Origin of the sequence: Xenorhabdus beddingii (assembly GCF_002127545.1) — a bacterium.
Lineage (GTDB): Bacteria > Pseudomonadota > Gammaproteobacteria > Enterobacterales > Enterobacteriaceae > Xenorhabdus > Xenorhabdus beddingii.
This window is the reverse complement of the sequence record NZ_MUBK01000007.1, coordinates 68,198-87,876: the sequence shown is the minus strand read 5'-3', so window position 1 is coordinate 87,876 and position 19,679 is coordinate 68,198. Positions and strand designations below refer to the sequence as shown.

The window sequence follows — 19,679 nt, the reverse complement described above, 5'->3', positions numbered from 1 at the left end:
AAAGACGACAGGGATGAATCTTTATTTCCTGAGATAGACTTGTGGCTGCTGGGTTTCAGGATGTTGGATAACGCCCAAATCAGCCTGATACCACTGTTTGAGGATATCGTCACGCAATACATCTTGTGGAGTCCCGGATGCGACTAACTTTCCTTTGTGCAACAGGATAATTTTGTCAGCATAGAGCGCCGCCAGATTCAAATCATGCAGCACACAGCAGACGGCCATCGGATGTTGGCGTGTCAGGCGGTGAACCAGCCGTAACGTATGTTGTTGATGATAAAGATCCAGCGCTGAAGTGGGTTCATCCAAAAACAGACAGGATTCAGTCGGTTCCGGGTGCCAAAGTTGGGCCAGAACCCTTGCCAGTTGGACCCGTTGTTGTTCGCCGCCGGATAGCTGCTGGTAATTTCTTTTCCTCAGCGCTTCGCATTCGGTCAATGCAATGGCTTCATCAATCGCGACTTTCTTATGGGCATTTTCATGAGGAACACGCCCCATGGCAATGACTTCTTCCACACTAAAAGGAAAGGAAAGGGAACTGTATTGCCGCATTACTGCCCGAATGCGAGCCAGTTGCTGAGTCGGCCAGCGGGAAATGGGAACGCCTTTTAACCGGCACTCTCCTGAATCTGGGGAGATATAACCCGTTAATAGCCGTAATAGCGTTGATTTACCGGCGCCATTTGGGCCAATAATCGCAACAACTTCTCCTTGACGAATAGAAAGTGAAATATCTCTGATTATTTGGCGCTGTCCGATAAAATAATTTAAATTTTTAGCTTCAAGCAAATTATCTGACATGATCGGCTCCATTATAAGCGGCCACCTGATGGCTTAAGGATGAGCCATAAGAAATAGGGAGCACCGATCAAACCGGTGATAATGCCTACGGGCATTTCTGCGGGGGAAACCAGTGTCCTTGCCAGCGTATCGGCGGTTAATAAAAGGCAGGCTCCGCCTAAGGCGGATATTGGCAGCAACCAAGTATGATCACCACCAAAACGTAGTCTGACGAGGTGCGGGATAACTAAGCCAATAAAACTAATAACACCGGTCAATGCAACTGCACACCCGACCAATAAGGCGCTCAACAGCAATAATTGATATTTGGTGCGCCGGACGTTAACACCTAAATAGTGCGCTTCCTCATCACCCAGTTGCAGCAAGTTAAGTTTCCGTGACTGGCTGAATATCAGTATGCAAACAGGAATAATCAGTGATGCCGCAATAGCCAGGGTTGGCCATTCTATTTGGCTGAGTGAACCCATCATCCAAATGGTAAACTGGCGTAATTGTTGATCGTTGCTGAGATAGCTCAATACACCAATAAATGCTGCACTGAGTGCACTGATGGCGATGCCAGCAAGCAGTAATTTTGAGAGGTTGCCGCGGTTATATTTGTTAAGAATAAATATCAGGGAGGATACCAATAAACTGCCGACAAAAGCGGCAATAATATGTCCGTATAACGCGATGCTGGCAGGTAGGGCGAAAGGTATAACAATCACTATCGCAACGGCAAGTGCCGCGCCATTACTGATCCCTAATAATCCGGGATCGGCCAGGGGATTACGGAATAACCCCTGCATAACGGCACCAGATATGGCCAGCGCACCGCCAACGAGGATTGCCAACAGAATGCGTGGTAAGCGAATGTTCAACCAAATTTGCCACTGTGGGTCATCCAGCGATGATTCCCACAGGGTTTTGAAAGAAAGTGGCAATGCCCCCATATTGGCTGAACTGATAGCCAAGAAGAACAGCAATAAACCCAGTACCATTAAGCCGAGACTGGGGGATTGAGAACGACTCATTGCACTTTCTCCGCGGCCTCACGGACTTGTTTCATAACGGCAGGAGTTTGTAGGCCAAATCCAAGCAGACCCATTTCATCAACAATCACGATCTGTTTTTTCTGACCTGCGGGCGTGAAGTTTAATCCAGGAAGCAGCCAGACTTTATCGATACCACCTAAAGTCTTCAGTCCTTCTGTGCTGATCAGTAGCAAATCCGGTTTGCTGGCGATAACGCCTTCTTGGGACAGAGGACGGTATCCTTGGACGCCTTGCATGGCATTCTTTGCACCAATGGCATGGATAATCTTATCTGCGGCGGTTTGTTGACCTGCGGCCATCGGCATGGTGCCGCCGTGACTCATAACAAAAATGACCTTAGCGGGAATATCTGACGTGGCGATATCTGCCAGTTGCTGCCGATATTGGGCAACTAACGCTTCACCCCGTTTTTCTTGATTGACCGCCTTGGCAACGGTCATGATTTTTTCAGGAACGGCTTCTAACGAGGTTTCGCTGGTCACTTTAATGACTTTTACACCGGAATCTTCGACTTGCTTGAGTGCCAAGGAAGGTTGGGCCAATTCACTCGCGATCACCAATGATGGGCGCATAGATAAAATCCCTTCTGAATTCAGCATCCTCATATACCCAACATCGGGCAGAGCAAGCAGAGCCTTGGGATTTTGGCTGGTACTGTCCCTTGCAACAACTCGCTGTCCTTCGCCAAGTGCAAAAACAATTTCAGACACATCGCCACCAATGGTAACAATACGTTCAGCAGAGAACGCATTAAAAGAGATGGCAAGCATAAAGGTTAGAAGCCACTTTTTCATGCTAGGCAAGTTTCCTGTTCTGGTTGTAATTTAGGCAAGGCGGCAATTTGTTCACGCCACTGAGTTTGTTCTGGCGTGCCCTCGGTGCGTTGGCCGTATAATTGTGCGATTTGATTCCCATTGGCATCAAACAACTCAAGGCTGGTGACAAAACCTGTATCTGTTGGCTTGCAGGTGATCCAGCTTTCTGCGATGGCGCTTTCAATCAGGTGAAGAGTGAAATTGTGGTTGAAAATATTGAGCCATTTTTGCGGGGAGTTTTCTTCCTGATAAGGCATCAAACGTTCTAATTTTCCAGTGAAAATCTGAACACAGCCACGGTTTCCGACAAAGATCATAATTTCGTTTTGATCTTTATGGGCCGTTTCAACAAGCTGGGTTAATGCTGAATTGTCAACACGATATGCCAAATCATCACCCACCGCATTGAAAATTTGTTGGCGATTCAGATTATGGCGTTTCATCATAATAAAGAATTGATGGACATCCGTCATGGCCCGCCATTCTTGATCTAACTGTACCCGCAGTTGTTCAGTGATTTTTGCATGTTCAGGGATGACTTCTGGCTGAATCTCCAGCGCCGGGTTTTCATTAGCCTGATATTTTTCGATCAGCGCATCCCATGCCGCCATATCGGTATTATCGGTGGTATAGACTTTATGTAATGCGTCACCCTGACGATCAAAGAATTGAATGCTGTGGCGCACACCGTTCTTAGCCTGCTCAACCAAAGAGAAAATACTATTCCAGTGTTCGAAGAATAGACGCAGGTCAAGTTCACGTGGGTTGAGGATCAAACCAACATGTGGGCTGAATTTAATATTTTCATAACGACCAACATGTTCGTGAACGGCGAAATCATTACGGGTAATTGACTTGGTTTCACCCACCGTTGCCAGTTCCTGAAGTAGAGTCGCAGCATCAATATTTAAACGCTTTGCGTCAATACCGACACGGCTATGTAATAACTCTCCTTCACTGACATTAAGGTAAGCGGCCAGATCGCGCGCATATTTCGCTTTATTATTGGCTTTGGCTTGTTGGTAACGTTCATAAAGTGGTTGATTCACAGTTGCTGGCTCCTTAAAAACTGCGTTTAAATATAAAATTAATTGTAGAGATTAATAGAATGATCGTGTTATTTACCACTGGTAGCTGACGAACAGTTTGGCGTTGCGGCCACTTTGTGACGCGCCCAGTGATGAGTAATAGGCTTTATCGAAAGCGTTGCCCAGTACGACAGAAGTGGTTAGCCCTTTTAATGATCCATCACCGTGATAGCTCACGTAGAAATCATTGACACCATAACCTGCGTATTGCGGTGGGGTTTTCTTCCCGGCTTTTTCTTTAAAATCGGTGTGCTGTGCGAATTTTCCGATCCAGCCAATAGAAAAGCCGGTGCTGGCCAATGGAATATCTACTGTGCTGGTGAGGGTATCTGGGCTGAGAGCCTTGATAGATTCGCCTGTCTCTTCATTCTTGCCGGTCGTGCGGTTGTAAGCGATATCCCACGAGAACCAGTCAGAGTGATATCCCAGTGAAACATCCCAGCCCCAAATTTTGGCTTTTGGCGTATTGATTGAGGTTGTAAACCTCATATCAGGCATGATGACAATAGAAGAGATGTAATCTTTCGCCTTGGTATCAAAATAGCTGGCCTTTAATTTCAGACCATCATTGTCGGTGAAAAGATCATCGAAACGCAGCCCGAAGCCATATTCCTGAGTTTTATTGCTTTCAGGGCGTAAGTTTGGATTCGGCTTCCAATAGTTGGTAAAGCCCGGACGTCCTCTCATTGGAGACATATCAAAATGTTTCGAATCGTTATACATCTCGCCGATGCTTGGAGCACGGAATGCCTGAGCATAGGAGGCAAAGAGCATCGACCAATCGGTGGGAGTAATACTAATGGCGCCTTTTGACGACCATTTGTCGGCACTGATGGTGTCATATTTGCTGTTTGAGGCGTTGTAATTGTCGTAACGTGTGCCTGCAATGAAAGAAACAGGCAAATGACGCAAAGTGATTTCGTCCTGAACCCAGCCAGAGGCAAAACGGATATCAGCCTTGGGGAAACCCTCTACAGCACCGCTACTTGGTTTTTGTCTTTGCTTATAGGCTTCACCCCCGTAGGTAAGTTGGTGAGCGGCAAAGGCATTTGTTCCCAGATGTGAACGGTTCTCCAGTTTTACGCCGAACGTATCTTGTGTTCGACCCTCAAACCCTTTCTCTTTGGTTTTCACATTAATGTTGATGTCAGAATAATAGACATCCGCTCTGGCATTTAACCAACTGTATTCTGATGGATTGAGTTGATAGGTTAATTGGGCATCACGTTGTGCCGTAGTGCGGTTTGCCCATGGATTTTCGTCATGATAAGTCAGGGCTTGTGGATCTTTCGGCTCATGAGCCTCATTGCGGTAATAGCGTAAATCTCCGCTGAGGGTTTGGCTGTCAGTGATTTTCCAGGTGCCTTTTGCCAGAATATTACCGATGGTTTCATCATTACGGCTTTTTACGCCGTTTCCATAGCGGAGATTACCCACATCGCGGGTACTGAATGCCAATAAACCATCAAGTTGCTCTGTTTTACCGAATGCGGCACCACCGAACCCCAGGCTGTGATCTCCTGTGCCGGCACGGTTAAAAACGCGAAAACCCGTATTTTTACCTTCCGCCAATAAATCAGAGGCATTGACGGTCTGATAAGCAATAACGCCTCCCAACGCACCATTACCATATAGCAGGGCGGAGGGGCCACGAACAATTTCAACCTGTTTAATCAGTGCTGGGTCAAGGAACACACCGTTAATATGTCCTGTATCGGTTCCTTGCCGAATACCATCCACAAGGGTAAGAACCCCTTTTTGGGTATAGCCCCTCATATTGATGTCTTGCCCATTGGCACGCCCGGAGCCGGAAATTTCAATGCCAGGAACTTTGCGGAGTAAATCATTTGCATTGCCGGCAACGTTGCTATTGGCGGAATTACCCTCAATGACCGTAACCATCATGGGTGCTTCAAAACTGTCACGCTGGTTGCCTGTGGCATACACGGTCAAGGTTTCTTTGGATGATTTATCTTTTTCGGAAGAGGCTGCATTTGCAGAAAATAAACTCGTGAATATCGCCACGCTTAACGTAGACAATTTCAGCTTTGACGATTTAATTAGAGTCATGCAGGTCAATCTCCATACTTAGATAGCTTTTTTATGAACACAAACAACTAGGCACCTCGCTGATATCCAGCAGGTGAACTTGCTAAGTTTTTATTATTTCAGAATAAATTTGCTGTATTTGGTTGGTTTTGTCGGGGTGATCTGCTTTGATGGCAAACCCTGATAGCATGTAATTTCACCAATGGCTGCAAACCGTCTATACCATCGACCTTCGTAGAACCGTGGTATACCCCAGGAAGAGTCTGTTGTTGCAGAGGATTAGTGTAGTAACGTTGATAGTACGCTAATTTTCCCATAACCAAATTTGAACAATAATTATTCTAATATTGAGAATAATTATCGTTTCAATAGGGGCTAACTTCAAGCTATTTTTTTTATGTCGAATTTTAATGCTTAACTACATAATGTTAGGTGTTTCGTTTTTGTGGTGACTGGCTCCGTCAGTCAACAGGAGCCAGAAAGAGGAAGGCGTTCAGGAAAGATTTTCAACAGCATTGGCTAGGATACTAATAAATTGTTCTGTATCCTGCCAGCCAAGACAGGGATCGGTAATGGATTGTCCGTAGGTCAACGGTTCTCCCTGAATCACTTTTTGTGTACCTTCCACCAGAAAACTTTCCGCCATGACACCTGCAATGGCGGTTGAACCAGATTGGATCTGTTCGCCAATATTTTTTGCGATATCCAACTGACGACGATGGATTTTTTGGCAATTAGCGTGGCTGCAATCCACAATTAAACGTTCAGGTAAGTGGAACTCCCGTAATTTATGGCAGGTTGTTGCAATATCTTCAGCCCCATAATTCGGTTTTTTCCCGCCCCGCATAATAATATGCCCATAGGGATTGCCACTGGTTTGATAAATGGTCATCTGGCCGTTTTTATCCGGGGACAGGAACATATGTTTAGAGCGTGCCGCACGAATGGCATCAATGGCAATCAGGGTATTGCCATCGGTCCCATTTTTAAAACCGACTGGGCATGATAGGGCAGAAGCCATTTCCCGGTGAATTTGGCTTTCCGTTGTTCTGGCACCAATGGCTCCCCAGCTGATTAAATCTGAGATGTACTGACCCGTCACCATATCCAGAAATTCAGTGGCCGTGGGGATACCCAGTTCATTAATATCAATTAATAGCTTGCGGGCAAGTGTGATCCCGTTATTGACCTGACACGAGCCATCTAGCATCGGATCTGAAATTAAACCTTTCCAGCCAACCACGGTTCTTGGTTTTTCGAAATAGGTTCGCATGACAATTTCCAGGCTGTGCTGGTATTTTTCACGCAGTTTGCATAGGCGGGAGGCATAATCAAGGGCGGCATCAACATCATGAATGGAGCAGGGACCAATAATGACCAGTAAACGCTGATCATCTCCTGTCAGAATGGACTCAATACGCTTTCGTGACAATGTCACATTTTGCAAGATCTTTTCTGATATAGGATATTGTTCGGCAAGCATTTTAGGTGTGATAAGACTATCAATGCGGTGGGTTCTTAATTCATCTGTTTTGTACATATACTTTCTCGAATTTTACTTCACATTGAGACATTGTCTGGAATGACCGAAATCACAATAACTCAACTTCCAGCAAATTCAACAGACAATAATCGTATTTTGCGCGAGAAAGTGCTGTGAACAAATCGTTCCGCAAATAAACAGTACCGTAAATAAACAGTGCTTTAAATAAACAGTACTTTAAATAAACAGTACTTTAAATAAACAGTATCGTGAGCCAATATTGTGAAACAGACAGATATATCAAACTCAGAACATACGGCGTTTCAATCCCATGCCATCAATAATTTTGGCCGAAATCTCTTCGACAGAATAATTGGTGGTATTTAAATAGCTAATCTTATTTTTACGAAATAATGCTTCAACTTCGGCAATTTCTATGCGGCATTGGTGTAATGAGGCATAGCGGCTATTTTCTCTGCGTTCTCCCCGAATAGCCGCAAGCCTTTCTGGGCTGATGGTCAGACCAAATAATTTATGCTGAAAGGGTTTTAAGTCAGGAGGTAATTGTAAGTTATCCATATCGTCGGCGGTGAAAGGATAATTTGCGGCCTGAATACCAAATTGCATGGCAAGATAGAGGCTGGTGGGTGTTTTTCCGCAACGGGATACGCCGAGAATGATCACTTGGGCTTGATCAAGATTGCGCAATGAAACACCATCATCATGGGCAAGGGCATAATCTATGGCGGCAATGCGAGCATCGTATTGACCCAGATTTTTTTGGGATAAGCCATGGGTTCTATTTAATTCAGGCTTTGGCTCCAAACCAATTTCTTGCTGTAATGGTGCAACCAATGTCTGGACAATATCCTGACAGAATCCATCACTGCGGGTAATAACACTTTTGACTTCATCTGAAATGATGGAATAAAAGACTAATGGCCTGATTTGCGTTTGTTGATATATCGCATTTATTTGATCCCTGATTTCTTCAGCCCGGTTTTTACTGGTCACGAAAGGCAGGGTATAGGACGTGATGGTAATTGGAAATTGAGATAATACAGCATGGCCTAATACTTCTGCTGTGATTGCGGTTCCATCGGAAATAAAAAATACGCAGCGTTCCAGTTTTCCATTTTCCGGTGTTTGCGGGATGTGAGTTTCTATCATCGTTTCTTTCTTTTATTATTAAGTGATTATTATTAAATGGTTATTGTTAGGTAGCCAGTCATTATCGGATTTATTGACCTGTTTGGCTGAATCGTTTTTATTAAACAGGAACAATACAGCCCGGTTTTCCGATTATACCTGTAAAAAAATAATATTGTTGGGTTGATCGATTCACCTTTCCATCTCTGACAGAACAATGTGCTAGGCTATTTCCTGCTGTGAAGAACAGCCTTAATTTTTCCGATTTGTACTTCCGAATGTAAAAAAAGGATAGTTTCTAATGTCCAATAGTGGCCTCATCCCAAGTAATGTGCTCTGGTATAACCAATTAGGCATGAATGATGTCAATCGGGTCGGTGGTAAAAACGCCTCTCTTGGCGAGATGATTACTAATCTGGCCGAACTTGGTGTATCCGTTCCCAATGGTTTTGCAACGACTGCACAGGCATTTAATGATTTTCTGGAACAAAGTGGTGTGAACCAGCGCATTTATCAATTACTGGATGAAACCCATGTTGATGATGTCAATCAATTAGCCAAGGCTGGCGCACAGATTCGTCAGTGGGTGATTGATACGCCATTTACGGCCCAGCTTGAAAAAGATATCCATGATGCTTATCTGCAATTGTCTGAAGGCGAACCGGATGCTTCTTTCGCTGTGCGTTCTTCCGCAACTGCCGAAGATATGCCGGATGCCTCTTTTGCTGGACAGCAAGAAACTTTTTTGAACGTGCAAGGCATCGATGCGGTGATGGTTGCCATCAAACATGTTTTTGCGTCACTGTTTAATGATCGGGCCATCTCTTATCGTGTCCATCAGGGGTATGACCACCGTGGTGTAGCACTTTCGGCGGGCGTACAGCGCATGGTGCGTTCTGATCTGGCATCATCTGGCGTGATGTTCACGATTGATACTGAATCAGGCTTTGATCAGGTGGTGTTCATTACATCAGCCTATGGCCTTGGTGAGATGGTTGTGCAGGGCGCGGTGAATCCTGATGAATTTTATGTTCACAAACCGACTTTGAAAAATAATCGTCCTGCGATAGTGCGGCGCAATCTTGGTTCTAAAAAAATACGGATGGTTTATGCGGATAGCCAGGAGCACGGAAAACAGGTACGCACGGAAGATGTTTCAGATGCGCTGCGCAATCGTTTCTCTTTGGCTGACAATGAAGTAGAAGCGCTGGCAAGACAAGCCCTACTGATTGAAAAACACTATGGGCGCCCGATGGACATCGAATGGGCAAAAGATGGCCACAATGGCAGGTTATATATTGTGCAGGCTCGCCCTGAAACCGTTCGTTCAAATCAGCAGGTGATGGAACGCTACCAACTCAATGAGCAGGGAAGTGTGCTGGTGGAAGGTCGGGCGATTGGTCATCGCATTGGTGTTGGCACGGTCAAAGTCATTCATAATCTTGGTGAGATGGATCGCATTCAAGTGGGTGATGTGCTGGTCACTGATATGACCGATCCAGATTGGGAACCCATCATGAAAAAAGCGGCGGCCATTGTCACCAATCGTGGTGGACGCACTTGCCATGCAGCTATTATTGCCCGTGAATTGGGGATACCCGCCGTTGTGGGTTGTGGAGATGCGACTGAGCGACTGAAAGAAGGTCAGCAGGTCACCGTTTCTTGTTCGGAAGGTGATACCGGTTTTGTTTATCAGGATAAATTGGATTTCAGCATTCAAAGCTCCCAAGTTGATGAATTGCCGAAATTGGATGTTAAGATCATGATGAATGTGGGTAATCCTGATCGTGCCTTTGACTTCGCCTGTTTGCCAAATGAGGGAGTTGGTCTGGCTCGTTTGGAATTTATCATTAACCGGATGATTGGTGTTCATCCCCGCGCACTACTTGAGTTTTCCCGGCAACCCCCTGAATTGCAGGAACAAATTAAATCATTAATGTTGGGTTATGATGACCCGATTGAGTTTTATGTAGGGCGATTAACTGAAGGTATTGCAACACTGGCGGCAGCATTTTGGCCCAAACGTGTGATTGTGCGTTTATCAGACTTCAAGTCCAATGAATATGCGAATTTGGTCGGTGGCGAAAAGTATGAGCCGCACGAAGAAAACCCGATGCTGGGGTTCCGTGGGGCAGGCCGTTACGTTTCTGACAGCTTCCGCCAATGTTTCGCTTTGGAGTGTGAAGCGGTCAAACGAGTACGCAATATTATGGGACTCACTAACGTGGAAGTCATGGTTCCATTTGTACGTACAGTCGCTCAGGCGGAAGCTGTGGTCGCTGAATTGGCATCCCAAGGCTTGAAACGTGGTGAAAATGGCCTGAAAGTGATTATGATGTGTGAAATTCCATCAAATGCGTTATTGGCAGACCAATTTCTTGCACATTTTGACGGTTTTTCAATCGGCTCAAATGACATGACTCAGTTGACTCTGGGGCTGGATCGGGATTCTGGTGTGGTATCTGAATTATTCGACGAACGTAATGATGCCGTTAAGCAATTGCTTTCCATGGCAATTCAGGCGGGTAAACGTCAAGGTAAATATGTCGGTATTTGCGGACAAGGCCCTTCGGATCATGAAGACTTTGCAGAATGGTTGATGAAAGAGGGAATCGACAGTTTATCGTTGAATCCGGATACGGTAGTCAAAACGTGGGTTTCTTTGGCTAAAAACCATCAGAGTTAAAAGCAAGCAGAGTTAAAAACAACCAGCTCAATATAATTCAGTTCTGCACTTTAAAGCCTGTTAGAATATTTGCAGGCTTTTATATTCTATGTAACATGATCTTTTTTAACGATAACGATTAATAAAAATAGTAAACCCTGAAAAAATGCAAAAAAAAAAGCCTATCATGGGCTGACAGGCAAAGACTACACACAGCAATATTTATTACTTGATTGACCCCAGGCTATGGCGTTTATAGGCTGAGGTGGCAATTCGCTGGGAAACATTTGTTTCGATGTAAAGATACTAATTTAATAAATGAGTTTATTCATTAAGAATCCTCTTAATAAATTGGGTTTGGAAAAAAAATTTAGAAAAATAACTTTTTTGCAACAATTTTTTCTGGTGATTTTGCTGTCTTTTGGGGAATAGATTTATTTTTCAGATGGGATTTTGGTTATAGATTCACCGAAATAATCATTGCGCGAGAAAATAATATTCTCGCGCAGTTATTTGATTATTTAACGTGCTTCTTGTCGAAATATTTTTCCGTATCTGCCGTATTACTTTCCGGTTTAGGAACTTCATCCATCCATGCCAGCAATAAGCGGTAAGAGACTGCCAGCACCACAGGGCCGATAAAGAGCCCGATCACCCCCAGTGACAGTATGCCGCCGATTACACCAGTAAGAATTAAAACCATGGGTAAATCTGCGCCAAGGCGAATAAGGAAAGGACGGAGCACACCATCCATTGTCGTTAGGATCAGGCTCCAGATGACTAAAATGGTTCCCCATGTCGTTTCTCCTGTCCAATAAAGCCATGCGATAGATGGAATGAGGATGAGCAGGGGACCAAGCTGGGCAACACAGCATACAAACATCAGCACGGTTAATATTGTTGGGTAGGGAATACCGGCGATTGCCAACCCAATGCCACCCGCGATGGCCTGAACCAATGCGGTAACAACCACACCAAGGGCAACGGCACGAATCGATTGCGCTGCCAGTAGCACCACCGCATCACCACGTTTGTCTGCCAGCCGGATGGCGAAATGGCGGATACTGAGCATCACGTGCTCGCCTTTCCAGTACAGCAATATACTGAACATCACCATCAGAGCCAGATGGAAAAGAAAGCGACCGGCACTCGCGGCCTGAGTGAAAAACCAAGTTGCGGCTTTACCGATATAAGGCGGAATTTTGTTAAGCAGCATGTTACTGCCATCAGCAATGAGATCCTGCCATTTAAGGTATAAATCATCACCAACGACAGGTATTCGGTTGAGCCACTCCAATTGTGGTAGCTGGAAAGCCGAGGGGGATTTTGCCCATGCAATCAATGGTGCACTGTTTTCCACCAAGCTGTTGACAAGTAACGCGATGGGAATAACAAACAATAAGACTAATAGTAGTGTCATGATGGAGACGGCGATCCAACGTTTTCCCCATAATCGTTGTTGTAATTTTTCCAATAATGGCCAAGTTGCGATAACGACCATGCCTGACCAAATGAATCCCAAAACGAACGGACTCAAGACCCAAAAACTGGTTGTAATGAGCAATAAAATGAAAAATAGCGCGAATAATAGCTTGGGCAAATCTTGGTGCGATTGAGATTTTTCCATAAAATCATTTCTCGTAGCAATTGAAAATACTGTTGGCAGTAACAATGGTAATTAAATATAACGTTATTTTGCAGATTGCTCAAAATTGATAAATATTGTGATATGGTTGAGGGCCTGCCTGCTCAGTCAATTGTCTGAGCTACGCTATCCTGGATAGTATATGAATAAAGCAATGTGGATATTAAATACTAATTAGAAAAGGGGCAACTCGCCAATGATCCCACGTATATCACAAGCCCCCCATGTCAGTGAACTGGCACAGGACTATTTGACTGCACTGAAAGAAGCCGGCTTTACGGGAGACACGGCCAGTCGTTATGCCGATAGGCTGACGATGGCAACAGATAACAGTATTTATCAACTGTTGCCACAGGCTGTTGTGTTCCCGCGCTCCAGCGCCGATGTTGTATTGCTGGCAAGAATAGCGGGTGAAGAGCGCTTCCAAACCCTGACATTTACCCCTCGCGGTGGAGGAACGGGCACCAATGGACAATCCCTTAACCATGGTATTGTGGTGGATATGTCCCGTTATATGAACCGCATTCTGGAAATCAATCCGGAGCAGGGATGGGTCAAGGTCGAGGCTGGCGTTATCAAAGATCAACTCAATCAATACCTGAAACCGTTTGGTTATTTTTTCTCTCCTGAACTCTCGACCAGTAATCGGGCCACTCTGGGCGGCATGATCAATACCGATGCTTCCGGCCAGGGATCACTGGTTTATGGTAAAACGTCTGATCATGTCCTGGGTGTCCGTGCTGTTTTATTGGGAGGGGAAATGTTTGATACCCGTGCTATGAGCACGACATTGGCGGAATCGATTGCTCAGGAAGAAACGATCATCGGAAGGGTCTATAAAACGGTATTGGAGCGTTGCCGTGAACAAAGGAAGTTGATCATTGAGAAGTTCCCTAAACTCAATCGATTCTTGACCGGATATGATCTACGCCATGTGTTCAGTGATGATATGCAGACGTTTGATCTTACCCGTATTTTGACGGGTTCTGAAGGAACACTGGCGTTTATTACAGAAGCTACGTTGGATATTACTCCGCTGCCCAAAGTCAGGCGCTTGGTGAATGTTAAATATGACTCCTTCGAGTCCGCCTTGCGTAATGCTCCTTTTATGGTGGAAGCCAAAGCACTTTCAGTTGAAACCGTTGATTCTAAAGTACTCAATCTGGCGCGTGAAGATATTATCTGGCATTCAGTGAAAGAATTGATTACTGATGTGCCTGATAAAGAGATGCAAGGGCTGAATATTGTCGAATTCAGTGGTAATGACGAACCGCAAATCGATCGGCGGGTTCATGATCTTTGCCTGCGCCTTGATGGGTTAATGGCGGAGAATCAAGCGGGGATCATTGGTTATCAAATTTGCCATGACCTGATGGATATTGAGCGCATTTATGCCATGCGGAAAAAATCCGTGGGATTGCTGGGTAACAGTAAAGGCGCTGCCAAGCCGATTCCATTTGTCGAAGACACCTGCGTTCCACCCGAACACCTTGCCGAGTATATCGTTGAATTCCGTCAACTGCTGGATAGCCACAAACTGAATTACGGCATGTTCGGACATGTCGATGCCGGTGTTTTGCATGTGCGCCCCGCGCTGGACATGTGTGATCCTCAGCAGGAAATTTTGATGAAGCAAATTTCCGATGACATTGTTCATCTAACAGCCAAATACGGGGGGTTGCTATGGGGTGAGCATGGTAAGGGATTTCGTGCAGAATACAGCCCGGCTTTTTTTGGTGAAACCTTGTATGACGAACTCCGTCGGATCAAAGCGGCATTTGATCCTCTCAATCGTCTGAATCCGGGAAAAATCTGCCCACCCATTGGCATTGATGCCCCGATGATGAAAGTGGATGCCGCCAAGCGGGGAACTTACGACCGTACCATCCCGGTTAATGTCAGGACTGTATTTCGTGGGGCGATGGAGTGTAATGGCAATGGCCTGTGCTTCAACTTCGATGTCAAAAGCCCGATGTGTCCTTCAATGAAAATTAGCCAGCATCGAATACATTCTCCCAAAGGCAGGGCAACCCTTGTCCGGGAATGGTTACGGCTTTTGACGGAGCAGGGTGTGGAACCTCATTTATTGGAGCAGGGGTTTGAGCAGGCGCGTCCCAGTTTACGGGGATTGATTGAAAAAACACGCCATAGCTGGAGGGCATGGCGGGGCGAATATGATTTCTCACATGAAGTGAAAGAGGCGATGTCAGGTTGTTTAGCCTGTAAAGCCTGTTCGACACAATGCCCGATCAAGATTGATGTCCCTTCGTTTCGTTCGCGTTTTTTGGAACTCTATCATGGTCGTTACCTGCGTCCTCTGCGTGATCATATCGTTGCGAATGTTGAACACAGTACACCATTGATGGCAAAGGCGCCCCGGATGTTTAACTTTTTTCTGAAACAGCCGTGGGTACAAAAAATCAGTCAGCATACTATCGGCATGGTTGATCTACCGTTACTTTCTTACCCGACGTTGCAACAACAGCTTGCAGGCCACTATGCTGCCAGAACGACGCTGGAACATTTGGAAACGTTGTCACCATCCCAACGTAGTCAGCATGTGTTGATTGTTCAAGATCCTTTTACGAGTTACCACGATGCGAAAGTGGTCACTGATTTTGTGCAATTGGTGGAGAAATTGGGCTATAAGCCCGTGTTGCTGCCATTCTCACCGAATGGAAAAGCGCAGCATGTCAAAGGGTTTTTGAGTCGGTTTGCTAAGACGGCGGAAAAAACCGCTGATTTCCTTAATCGCGTGGCGCGTCTGAATATTCCTATGGTGGGGGTCGATCCGGCTTTAGTACTGTGTTATCGAGATGAATATCAAGCTATCCTCGGTGAACGACGAGGTCATTTTGAAGTCAAATTAGTTCATGAATGGCTGGTGGATAGCCTGTCGCTGATGGATCGCCTGTCGGAAAACAGATTACAAGACAAAGATGCTCGTTCAATATCCAGCCATGATTGGTATTTATTGGGGCACTGTACAGAAATGACGGCATTGCCAAATAGTGGGAAGCAGTGGGGAGACATTTTCCGTCATTTTGGTCATCAATTAAATAATGTCAGTGTGGGATGTTGTGGTATGGCAGGGACATACGGCCATGAAAAGAAGAACTTGGATAACTCGATAGGCATCTACCAACTTTCATGGGCCCCGGCACTGAAAAATCTGGCTTTGGAACACTGTCTGAGTACAGGGTATTCATGTCGCAGTCAGGTGAAACGCATAGAAGGAAAGCCACTTAAACATCCATTACAAGCCTTATTGGAGATAATGACGTGATTTGGAAACGTAATATAGATGTGAATATGCTTAATCAATTAAATGATGAGTGCATGGTAGGACATGTAGGGATCGAGTTTACCCAACTTGGAGATGATTTTATTGAAGGGATAATGCCTGTCGATCAACGAACCAAACAACCATTTGGTATTCTGCATGGTGGGGCATCGGTGGTATTGGCCGAAACACTGGGTTCGTTCGCCGGCTATCTCTGTTCAGAAGGTGAGCAGAAAGTGGTGGGGGTAGAAATCAATGCCAATCATCTTAAATCTGTTCGGGAAGGCGTGGTTAAAGGAATTTGTAAACCCATTCATCTTGGTCGCTCACATCAGGTTTGGCAGATTGATATCTATAATGATGATGAACAACTGTGCTGTACATCTCGCCTGACAACGGCCGTTTTGCCTTAGTCATCCTATTCAGTCGTTTTATTGCATTTTTGCTCCTGCCAGTACTTGACTGGCGGGAAGCTTCCGATGGATTTTTCCGTGAATGCGATAGAATTGTTTTGCAAAATAGTCTATTAATTAACCACAAACATTCGAGTATCATTTCAGGAAGCATGTATGAAGAGATTCTTAACTTTTATCGGCATGTTCTTGATTGGCATGTTATTGTTGAGTGGACTGGCTAATATTGCCCATGCTATCGAATACACATTGCCTCCTGCTAATAGTCGTCTGATCGGTGAAAATTCGACTTATGTTGTATCCGATGATGGTCTTCCACTGGAATCCATTGCCGCCAAATACCAAATCGGTTTACTGGCGATGCTGGAAGCGAATCCTGGTGTCGATCCGTATCTACCGAAAGCGGGTACTGAACTTATCATTCCATCACAGATGCTGCTTCCGGATACATCTCGCCAAGGTATTATCATCAATCTGGCTGAATTGAAGCTCTATTATTTCCCCGATGGAACAAACCATGTCATCGTCTATCCTATCGGTATAGGCCAGCTTGGACGTAATACGCCAACCATGACCACATCAGTCAGTCAATTGATCAAACACCCGACATGGACACCGACCACCAATATCCGCAAGGACTATGCAAGCCGGGGGATTATTTTACCTACGGTAGTCCCTGCCGGCCCGGACAATCCAATGGGGGATTTTGCCTTACGGTTGGCGGCCGGACGTGGCGAATATCTGATCCACGGGACAAATGCGAATTTTGGTATTGGGATGCGCGTCAGTTCGGGATGTATCCGCTTGAGACCCGATGATATTGAACACTTATTTCACACTGTTCCACGGGGAACACGGGTCCAGATCATTAATGAACCGGTAAAGTATGCTGTGGAGCCTGATGGTAAACGTTATGTGGAGGTTCATCAGCCACTTTCTAAGCAAGAGACCGATGATCCACAAACTTTACCCATTCTGCGTTCTGAAGGATTGGTGGAGTTCATTGCTAATCGTGAAACAGACGAAATGCTGGTTAACCAAGCGATAATCCGTCGTTCGGGAATGCCGGTACAGGTGAATATGGGTCAGGTGCCAAATAGTCAAGAAGATTTGGTAACGTCAAGGCCGATTGAAAAGGGTGGGGAAACGACTCCTGAACTCAAACCGGCTAAATTCCCTGCATTGCATCAACCGGGGCCAATTTATCAGCCTGAGACCTGAGTCAACGTGAACGGTAGGAAGGTCAGAAATAGAAATGGCGTACACGGTGGTACGCCATTTTGGTATTTTGTTACAATCTTATTTCTTGTATGAACGAACTTGGTTATTAAGGCGTTGATTCGCACGAGCCGCTTCGTCTTTAGCTGATTGTACATCAGAACGAATAGAACTAAGGTCATTGCTCAACTGGTCAACTTTAGAGCCGAGAGTTTGAACCTGAGAAGCGAGCTGCTCGACCTTAGTTGCGCTTGAACAACCTGCCAACAGAGTAGAAGCCAGAATTACTGCACCAAGTACAACTTTAGTACGATTCATTACAATACCCTCTAGATTAAGTTAATCTCCAAGTAGCCATCTAAGTATTACACAAACTATTTTATAAAGAGAATAAATTTTTTCTACGAAGAAAAACCGACGTTCTTTATCTTAAAATAAGACTGTTCTTCAACGCCCTTAAATCTTAAAGCACGTGAACAGAGGAGGTGTTTGTTGTGCCACTTGGGACGAGCGCGCCGGATACCATGACGACGATATCGCCTTCATGTGCCACACCCGTCGCCAAAGCCGCTTCTTTACCAATACGGTAAAAATCATCAGTAGAAGCGATCTCTTTTACAATCTGAGTGGAAACACCCTTGACCAGCAGCAATTGACGCGCGGTGATTTCATTGGTCGTCAAAGCGAGGATCGGCGCATTAGGGAAATATTTGCGGATAGATCTTGCTGATTTACCTCCGTAGGTAGCCACGATGATCAACGGTGCTGCCAGTTTCTCTGCAATTTCAACAGCCCCACGGCTGACCGCTTCGGTCACGCGCAGTTTCTGGGTCTTGGTATTTTCAATGCGGCTGCTCATGACACGGTCTGTGCGTTCACAGATAGTTGCCATGATGGACACCGCCTCTACCGGATATTTCCCTTTAGCACTTTCACCGGAAAGCATGACGGCATCGGTGCCATCCAGAATCGCGTTGGCAACGTCGCCAGCTTCTGCGCGGGTAGGGCGTGGGTTTTTGATCATGGAATCCAGCATTTGAGTTGCGGTGATAACAACTTTACGGGCGGTATTACATTTTTCGATCATCATTTTTTGCGCGAAGATAACTTCTTCTACCGGGATCTCAACACCCAAATCACCGCGAGCAACCATGATACCGTCTGAAACCGCGAGAATTTCATCGAAGTTATTCAAACCTTCTTGGTTTTCAATTTTAGAAATGATTTGGATATGCTCGCCACCGTGGGCTTTCAGGTGCTCACGGATCTCCAGGACATCGGAACGCTTACGGATAAAAGAAGCTGCGACAAAATCCACACCTTGCTCACAACCAAATATGAGGTCTTGTTTATCTTTTTCTGCCAAGGCAGGGAGGTTGATGGAAACATTCGGCAGGTTAACGCCTTTGTTTTCGCCCAGATCACCGTTGTTCAATACCTCACAGGTCACTTCAGTCTCAGTGGCGCTTTTGACGGTCATGGCGATCAAACCATCATCAACCAATACGGTATTACCCGGTTTCAAATCTGCCGGCAGCCCAGCATAAGTTACCGCTACACGATCTTGATTACCGATGACGGATTGATCGGTCGTAAAGGTGAAAGTCTGACCAGCGGTGAGGGAAACATCATTGCCTCCTTCCAGTTTCATAGTGCGAATTTCAGGACCTTTAGTATCCAGTAGGATTGCTGCTTTTTTGCCAGTTTTCGCGGTAACTGCGCGAATATTTTTAATACGCTGACCATGCTCTTCGTAGTCACCGTGAGAAAAATTCAGGCGCATTACGTTCATGCCTGCATTGAGCAGTTCGGTCAATTTTTCTTCGGATTCTGTTTTCGGCCCGATAGTACAAACAATTTTGGTTTTTTTCATGACAATCTATCTACTGGTTTTAATGGATTAAAAGAGTGAATCGCCAACCATTGACATTGATGCCAACATTATCCGGTATTGTAAGTTGCGCAACATAATGGAAAACGGATAGCAATGGAAAACGGATAGCAGAAAGCGTCAAATGGTTTTTTAGTGTGAA

General features: G+C 45.3%; 14 protein-coding genes. 4 read left to right on the top strand and 10 right to left on the bottom strand.

The window, feature by feature from the left end; all coding sequences use genetic code 11:
• Window positions 1-21: 21 nt before the first annotated feature.
• From Xbed_RS06110 to ppsR, 7 genes are all read right to left on the bottom strand, one after another.
• Entirely contained in the window at window positions 22-804 is a 783-nt protein-coding gene (locus Xbed_RS06110; protein WP_422641378.1) for a heme ABC transporter ATP-binding protein, read from the bottom strand.
• An 11-nt stretch (window positions 805-815) separates the two neighbouring features.
• On the bottom strand, window positions 816-1,817 hold the full coding sequence (locus Xbed_RS06105) for a FecCD family ABC transporter permease (RefSeq protein WP_086112035.1): 1,002 nt from the start codon (window positions 1,815-1,817) through the stop codon (window positions 816-818).
• The gene (locus Xbed_RS06100; protein ID WP_086112034.1) at window positions 1,814-2,632 is read right to left on the bottom strand and encodes a heme/hemin ABC transporter substrate-binding protein; all 819 of its coding nucleotides are present in this window, start codon (window positions 2,630-2,632) and stop codon (window positions 1,814-1,816) included. Before Xbed_RS06100 ends, Xbed_RS06105 begins: the two co-directional genes overlap by 4 nt.
• Entirely contained in the window at window positions 2,629-3,702 is a 1,074-nt protein-coding gene (locus Xbed_RS06095) for a hemin-degrading factor (RefSeq protein WP_086112033.1), read from the bottom strand. Before Xbed_RS06095 ends, Xbed_RS06100 begins: the two co-directional genes overlap by 4 nt.
• A gap of 72 nt (window positions 3,703-3,774) precedes the next feature.
• The gene (locus tag Xbed_RS06090; protein WP_086112032.1) at window positions 3,775-5,811 is read right to left on the bottom strand and encodes a TonB-dependent hemoglobin/transferrin/lactoferrin family receptor; all 2,037 of its coding nucleotides are present in this window, start codon (window positions 5,809-5,811) and stop codon (window positions 3,775-3,777) included.
• Window positions 5,812-6,283: 472 nt separating this feature from the next.
• A complete protein-coding gene (locus tag Xbed_RS06085; protein WP_086112031.1) occupies window positions 6,284-7,330 on the bottom strand; it encodes a 3-deoxy-7-phosphoheptulonate synthase in 1,047 nt (348 codons plus the stop codon).
• A 249-nt stretch (window positions 7,331-7,579) separates the two neighbouring features.
• Entirely contained in the window at window positions 7,580-8,443 is an 864-nt protein-coding gene (ppsR, locus tag Xbed_RS06080; protein ID WP_167371877.1) for a posphoenolpyruvate synthetase regulatory kinase/phosphorylase PpsR, read from the bottom strand.
• 280 nt (window positions 8,444-8,723) lie between these two features.
• On the opposite strand from ppsR, the gene ppsA reads away from it, so the two are divergent.
• The gene (ppsA, locus tag Xbed_RS06075; RefSeq protein ID WP_086112030.1) at window positions 8,724-11,108 is read left to right on the top strand and encodes a phosphoenolpyruvate synthase; all 2,385 of its coding nucleotides are present in this window, start codon (window positions 8,724-8,726) and stop codon (window positions 11,106-11,108) included.
• A gap of 496 nt (window positions 11,109-11,604) precedes the next feature.
• Here ppsA and ydiK read toward each other — a convergent pair whose 3' ends face one another.
• On the bottom strand, window positions 11,605-12,714 hold the full coding sequence (gene ydiK, locus Xbed_RS06070) for an AI-2E family transporter YdiK (RefSeq protein WP_086112029.1): 1,110 nt from the start codon (window positions 12,712-12,714) through the stop codon (window positions 11,605-11,607).
• A 214-nt stretch (window positions 12,715-12,928) separates the two neighbouring features.
• Here ydiK and ydiJ point away from each other — a divergent pair, with 214 nt between their 5' ends.
• The 3 genes from ydiJ to Xbed_RS06055 all read left to right on the top strand — a co-directional run bounded on the left by ydiJ (window position 12,929) and on the right by Xbed_RS06055 (window position 17,649).
• Window positions 12,929-16,018, top strand: a complete 3,090-nt coding sequence (gene ydiJ, locus Xbed_RS06065; RefSeq protein ID WP_086112028.1) for a D-2-hydroxyglutarate dehydrogenase YdiJ — start codon at window positions 12,929-12,931, stop codon at window positions 16,016-16,018.
• Window positions 16,015-16,428 (top strand): hotdog fold thioesterase, encoded by a 414-nt coding sequence (locus tag Xbed_RS06060; RefSeq protein WP_086112027.1) that lies wholly within the window; start codon window positions 16,015-16,017, stop codon window positions 16,426-16,428. The genes ydiJ and Xbed_RS06060 overlap by 4 nt, the downstream gene beginning before the upstream one ends.
• A 156-nt stretch (window positions 16,429-16,584) precedes the next feature.
• Window positions 16,585-17,649 carry a L,D-transpeptidase family protein gene (locus tag Xbed_RS06055; RefSeq protein WP_086112026.1) on the top strand — a complete coding sequence of 355 codons (1,065 nt, stop codon included), beginning with the start codon at window positions 16,585-16,587 and terminating at the stop codon, window positions 17,647-17,649.
• Between the two features lie 78 nt (window positions 17,650-17,727).
• On the opposite strand, the gene Xbed_RS06050 is transcribed toward Xbed_RS06055, so the two are convergent.
• Together Xbed_RS06050 and pykF are read right to left on the bottom strand one after the other, a co-directional pair.
• Entirely contained in the window at window positions 17,728-17,964 is a 237-nt protein-coding gene (locus Xbed_RS06050; RefSeq protein ID WP_047964342.1) for a major outer membrane lipoprotein, read from the bottom strand.
• Between the two features lie 145 nt (window positions 17,965-18,109).
• Window positions 18,110-19,519, bottom strand: coding sequence for a pyruvate kinase PykF (gene pykF, locus Xbed_RS06045; protein ID WP_086112025.1), 1,410 nt, complete (start codon window positions 19,517-19,519; stop codon window positions 18,110-18,112).
• Between the last annotated feature and the right edge of the window lie 160 nt (window positions 19,520-19,679).

What these genes read in the sequence shown, in the direction of transcription:
- Xbed_RS06085 (WP_086112031.1), bottom strand. Translation starts at nt 7,330, where the DNA reads ATGTACAAAACAGATGAATTAAGAACCCACCGCATTGATAGTCTTATC.
- Xbed_RS06090 (WP_086112032.1), bottom strand. Translation starts at nt 5,811, where the DNA reads ATGACTCTAATTAAATCGTCAAAGCTGAAATTGTCTACGTTAAGCGTG.
- Xbed_RS06110 (WP_422641378.1), bottom strand. Translation starts at nt 804, where the DNA reads ATGTCAGATAATTTGCTTGAAGCTAAAAATTTAAATTATTTTATCGGA.
- pykF (WP_086112025.1), bottom strand. Translation starts at nt 19,519, where the DNA reads ATGAAAAAAACCAAAATTGTTTGTACTATCGGGCCGAAAACAGAATCC.
- Xbed_RS06050 (WP_047964342.1), bottom strand. Translation starts at nt 17,964, where the DNA reads ATGAATCGTACTAAAGTTGTACTTGGTGCAGTAATTCTGGCTTCTACT.
- Xbed_RS06100 (WP_086112034.1), bottom strand. Translation starts at nt 2,632, where the DNA reads ATGAAAAAGTGGCTTCTAACCTTTATGCTTGCCATCTCTTTTAATGCG.
- Xbed_RS06055 (WP_086112026.1), top strand. Translation starts at nt 16,585, where the DNA reads ATGAAGAGATTCTTAACTTTTATCGGCATGTTCTTGATTGGCATGTTA.
- Xbed_RS06105 (WP_086112035.1), bottom strand. Translation starts at nt 1,817, where the DNA reads ATGAGTCGTTCTCAATCCCCCAGTCTCGGCTTAATGGTACTGGGTTTA.
- ppsR (WP_167371877.1), bottom strand. Translation starts at nt 8,443, where the DNA reads ATGATAGAAACTCACATCCCGCAAACACCGGAAAATGGAAAACTGGAA.
- ppsA (WP_086112030.1), top strand. Translation starts at nt 8,724, where the DNA reads ATGTCCAATAGTGGCCTCATCCCAAGTAATGTGCTCTGGTATAACCAA.
- ydiK (WP_086112029.1), bottom strand. Translation starts at nt 12,714, where the DNA reads ATGGAAAAATCTCAATCGCACCAAGATTTGCCCAAGCTATTATTCGCG.
- ydiJ (WP_086112028.1), top strand. Translation starts at nt 12,929, where the DNA reads ATGATCCCACGTATATCACAAGCCCCCCATGTCAGTGAACTGGCACAG.